Origin of the sequence: Coprococcus intestinihominis (assembly GCF_040096555.1) — a bacterium.
GTDB lineage: Bacteria > Bacillota > Clostridia > Lachnospirales > Lachnospiraceae > Coprococcus_A > Coprococcus_A intestinihominis.
This window is the reverse complement of the sequence record NZ_JBBMEK010000422.1, coordinates 1-1,555: the sequence shown is the minus strand read 5'-3', so window position 1 is coordinate 1,555 and position 1,555 is coordinate 1. Positions and strand designations below refer to the sequence as shown.

The following is a 1,555-nucleotide window of genomic DNA, read 5'->3' as shown; positions in this document are numbered from 1 at the left end:
AAAAAAATTGCCAATCAGTATCTGGGTTTGAAACAGTGTACAGAAAATATCATGCAGATGGCAGACTATGATCATGACGGTCGGAAAGACAATATTTCAGAAATTATGCTCAGTGATGCATGGGAAGGAATGCTTAAAAACTGGCAGGCCAATTACCAGGATTTGGATGCATGGTGCAGCTATCGAAAAGAAAGCCGGCAGGCGCAGGCCATGGGCCTGTCTGCGGTTGTGGCAGCCATTGAACAGGGGCTGCAGGCAGAAGAGATGATTCCTGCTTTTTATAAGGGGTGGGCAGGCACTTACGTGAAACGGACGATTGAAAAAGAGCCACAGCTTCAGTATTTCAGCGGTCTGGCTTATGAACAGATCATCGAGAAGTACCGTAAACTCAGCGAGGATTTTGAAGAAATGAGCCGTCAGGAAATCCGTGCAAGATTACTGGAGCGGCTGCCGGACCGCATGGATGGCAGCGATTCCAAAGACCTGAGTATTCTTAAGAAAGCCATTATGGGTGCCGGTTCAAAAATGACGATTCGACAGCTCTTCTCCAAAATGCCTGAGGCTGTACAACTGCTGGCACCGTGTATGCTTATGAGCCCGGCTTCTGTGGCTCAGTTTATTGCTCCGGATTTTCCGAAGTTTGATCTGGTGATCATGGATGAAGCTTCCCAGCTTCCGACCTGTGAAGCGGTGGGTGCCATTGCCAGAGGAAAAAGTGTGGTTATTGCCGGGGATGAACAGCAGATGCCGCCGACCAATTTCTTCAAAAAGAAAAGTGCCGGAGAGGATATTGAAATGGATGATCTGGAGAGCATTCTTGACGATGCATTGGCGCTGAATATGCCGCAGTGTTATCTGAGCTGGCATTACCGCTCAGCCCATGAGAGCCTGATCACGTTTTCCAATACCCATTATTATGACAGTGAACTCAGAACATTTCCGTCGGTGGATGCATCTGTTTCAGCTGTTCAGTTTATCAATGTAGGTGGTATTTATGATCGTGCCGGGACAAGAACCAATGAAGCAGAGGCAAAAGCTGTTGTGGACGAACTTGAGCGGCGTATCATGGCCGGAAAGGCTCAGTCCATCGGTGTGATGACCTTGAATATTCAGCAGAGAGGATTGATCAATGATCGGCTGCAGGAAAGAATGGACCAGAATCCGGCCTTCCATGAAGCAGTTTCCGGGATGAATCCGCCATTGTTCATCAAAAATCTTGAAAATATTCAGGGTGATGAGCGGGATGTGATTATTTTTTCCCTTGGTTACGGACCGGATGAAGAGGGGCATATGAGCATGAATTTCGGACCGGTGAATCAGGAAGGCGGACACAGACGTCTGAATGTGGCAGTGACAAGAGCCAGACAGGAACTGTTGGTTTATACATCCTTTGAACCATCTGCCATGCGGACAACAGAGCACAGTGCCAGAGGGTTGAGAGATTTGAAAGCTTTTCTTGAGTATGCCAAGCAGGGGGCGGCAGTTTTGGATTGTCAACCTGGTTCGGCATCGAAGGAAAAAGAAACAATTAATCGACAAATTGCAGAAAAATTGA

Annotated in this window: 1 protein-coding gene; it reads left to right on the top strand. The window is 47.5% G+C overall.

Annotated features, from left to right (window positions below):
* Positions 1-57 precede the first annotated feature (57 nt).
* A partial coding sequence (locus WMO25_RS17865) for a DEAD/DEAH box helicase (protein WP_349086557.1) occupies positions 58-1,555 on the top strand: 1,498 nt, incomplete at its 3' end.